Annotated in this window: 4 protein-coding genes; all 4 read left to right on the forward strand. The window is 70.2% G+C overall.

Going from position 1 to position 2617, the window contains the following annotated elements; translation table 11 throughout:
• Nucleotides 1-503 (forward strand): segregation/condensation protein A (locus tag ACT84W_RS08145; RefSeq protein WP_444328841.1); only part of this gene is annotated, 503 nt, incomplete at its 5' end.
• On the forward strand, nucleotides 503-1270 hold the full coding sequence (gene scpB, locus ACT84W_RS08150) for an SMC-Scp complex subunit ScpB (protein WP_417576625.1): 768 nt from the start codon (nucleotides 503-505) through the stop codon (nucleotides 1268-1270). The genes ACT84W_RS08145 and scpB, both read left to right, overlap by 1 nt.
• Complete coding sequence (locus ACT84W_RS08155) at nucleotides 1260-2069, forward strand: pseudouridine synthase (protein ID WP_444328842.1); 810 nt, start codon at nucleotides 1260-1262, stop codon at nucleotides 2067-2069. The genes scpB and ACT84W_RS08155 overlap by 11 nt, the downstream gene beginning before the upstream one ends.
• Nucleotides 2070-2138: 69 nt before the next feature.
• Nucleotides 2139-2617, forward strand: a 479-nt coding sequence (gene cmk / locus ACT84W_RS08160) for a (d)CMP kinase (protein WP_444328843.1), incomplete at its 3' end; no start/stop codon positions are given.

The following is a 2617-nucleotide window of genomic DNA, read 5'->3' on the forward strand; positions in this document are numbered from 1 at the left end:
CCAGGACGGTCGGCGCAGACCCGGAGTTCCTCGGCCTCATGCCCGACTACCTCGAGGGGATCAGCCTTCGCAGCCTCGCGGTCATCTGCGCGGACATCGACTCCAAGCGCGAGACGTTCCTCCTCGAGAGCGAGCACATCGCGCCCAAGCGCCTGCCGGTCGCCCTCACGATCGCGTCGGTCGACCGGCTCGTCCGGAGCCGCCGGCACGTCACCTTCACCGAGCTCGTGGGCGAGGACTCCACGCCCGAGGTCGTGGTCGCGAACTTCCTCGCGATCCTCGAGCTCTTCAAGCGCGGCCTTGTCCGCGTGAGCCAGAGCGAGATCTTCGGCGAGATCGACGTCGACCACATCGAGGGCGCCGAGGCCTACAAGATCGACGCGACGGCGCTCGCCGACCTCGACGAGGCGACCCGCGACCTCGTCATCGAGGCCGCATCCGAGGGCGCCACCGACGTCGCAGCCAACCATGACAACGAACAAACAGCAGGTGAGGAGCTGTGATGCAAGAACTCGAGACCTTTGAATCCGGCGACCTGAAGCCGCTGCTCGAGGCGCTTCTCCTCGTCTCGGACGACTCCGTTCCCGCCACCGAGCTCGCGCGCGCCACGGGCGCCGCCCCCGGGGAGGTGTCCCAGGCCTTGGCCGAGCTCGCCGCGGAGTACGAGTCCGCGAACCGCGGTTTCCAGCTGCGCGAGGTCGCCGGCGGCTGGCGCTTCTACACCCACCCCGCCTACCACGACCAGGTGGGGGACTACGTGCTCTCGTGGGACGCGCGGAAGCTCTCGCAGGCCGCGCTCGAGACGCTCGCCGTCATCGCCTACCACCAGCCGGTCTCTCGCGAGGGCGTTCGCGCCATCCGAGGCGTGAACTCCGACGGCGTTATCGCTTCGCTCAAAGAGAAGGGCCTCATCCGCGAGGCGGGCCGCGACTCCGACCGCGGCCAGGCGGTCCTCTTCGGCACGACGAGGCTCTTTCTCGAGCACTTCGGCTTGAAGTCGCTCCGCGAGCTCCCGCCGCTGGAGGACTTCGCCCCCGACGAGGAGTCCAAGCGCTTCATCCGCGAGCGGCTCTCGGGCCGGCAGATATCCTCGACCCTCGAGGAGGCGGCCGACGACCTCGACGACGAGCGCGACCTTCTGGGCGACGACTTCGGCGCGGCCGAGGGCGGCGCGGGCGACGCGGCTGAGGGCGACGAGCCCCAGGCAGAGCATAGCGCCGCGCCTTCCTCCCCGGTGGCCGAAGAGAAAGGCGCGCCCGATGAGCGATGAGCTTTACCCCATGCGCCTGCAGCGCTTCCTCGCGCGCGCGGGCGTGGCGTCGCGCCGCGGCTCCGAGCGGCTCATGACCTCCGGGCGTGTGCGCGTCAACGGCGAGGTCGTAACCGAGCTCGGCAGCAAGGTCGACCCGCTTCGCGACGTCGTCACCGTCGACGGGCGCGCGTGCCGCGTCCAAGAGAAGCCCTGTTACCTCATGCTGTACAAGCCCGCTGGCTACCTCACGACCATGAGCGACCCGCAGGGCAGGCCGACGGTCGCCGAGCTCGTGCCCACCTCCGACTACCCAGGGCTCTACCCCGTCGGCCGCCTCGACTTCGACACCACGGGGCTGCTCCTCTTCACGACGAATGGCAACGTCGGCCAGGATCTCCTGCATCCCTCGAGCCACGTGGACAAGCACTACGTCGCGCTCGTCCGCGGGGTGCCCGACGAGCGCGACTTCGAACGCCTGAGGTCGGGGATCATGCTCGAGGACGGGCCCGCGAGCCCTGCCGAGCCGGAGCTCCTGGGCGAGCGGGACCCGCTCTTCCGCGTTGTCGCGCCGCGCGGTGCCGGCACAGACCGCGGCGGGCACCCCAACTCCGTCGTCGGCCTCACCATCCACGAGGGCCGCAAGCACCAGGTGAAGAAGATGCTCATGGCCTGCGGCCACAAGGTGCTGCGCCTTCATCGCGACGCGTTCGGGCCGCTGCGGCTCTCCCGCCTCAAGGAGGGCTCTTGGCGCCTGCTCGACCCGACTGAGGTCGCGGCCGTAGAATCGCTGTGCAGGAAGCGCGAGAAGGGCGCGTGACGCCCCCGCCCGCTTCCCTGTAAACTCGGACAAACGGCCCCGCCGCGGGGCCCATCGAAAGGAAACCATATGATCGTCGCCATTGACGGCCCCTCGGGCTCTGGCAAGTCTTCGGTGGCCCGCGCCATCGCACAGCGCTGCGGCCTCACCTTCCTCGACACGGGCGCGATGTACCGCTCGGTCGCCGCCGAGTGCCTGCGCGAGGGCATCGACCCCGATGACGCCGAGGCCGTGTCCGGCGTCGCCCGCGACATCGACATCCGTTTCGGCACTTCCCGCGAGGGTCAGACCGTGTTCGCCAACGGCCGCGACGTCACGCGCGAGATCAGGACCCCTGAGGTCGAGCTCGCGGTCTCGCCCGTCTCGGCCACGCCCGCCGTCCGCGAGGTCATGGTCGCCCTGCAGCGCAAGGTCGGGGAGGGCACAGACGTCGTCGCCGAGGGCCGCGACATCGGCACGGTCGTCTATCCGAAGGCCGACGTGAAGGTCTTCCTCACCGCGAGCCCCGAGGCGCGCGCCCGCCGCCGCGCCGTGCAGCGCGAGGGTGG

Source organism: Paratractidigestivibacter sp. (assembly GCF_052362415.1).
In the GTDB taxonomy this organism is placed as follows: domain Bacteria; phylum Actinomycetota; class Coriobacteriia; order Coriobacteriales; family Atopobiaceae; genus Paratractidigestivibacter.

Coding starts and splice junctions, on each gene's coding strand:
- ACT84W_RS08155 (WP_444328842.1), top strand. CDS start 1,260: ATGAGCGATGAGCTTTACCCCATGCGCCTGCAGCGCTTCCTCGCGCGC.
- scpB (WP_417576625.1), top strand. CDS start 503: ATGCAAGAACTCGAGACCTTTGAATCCGGCGACCTGAAGCCGCTGCTC.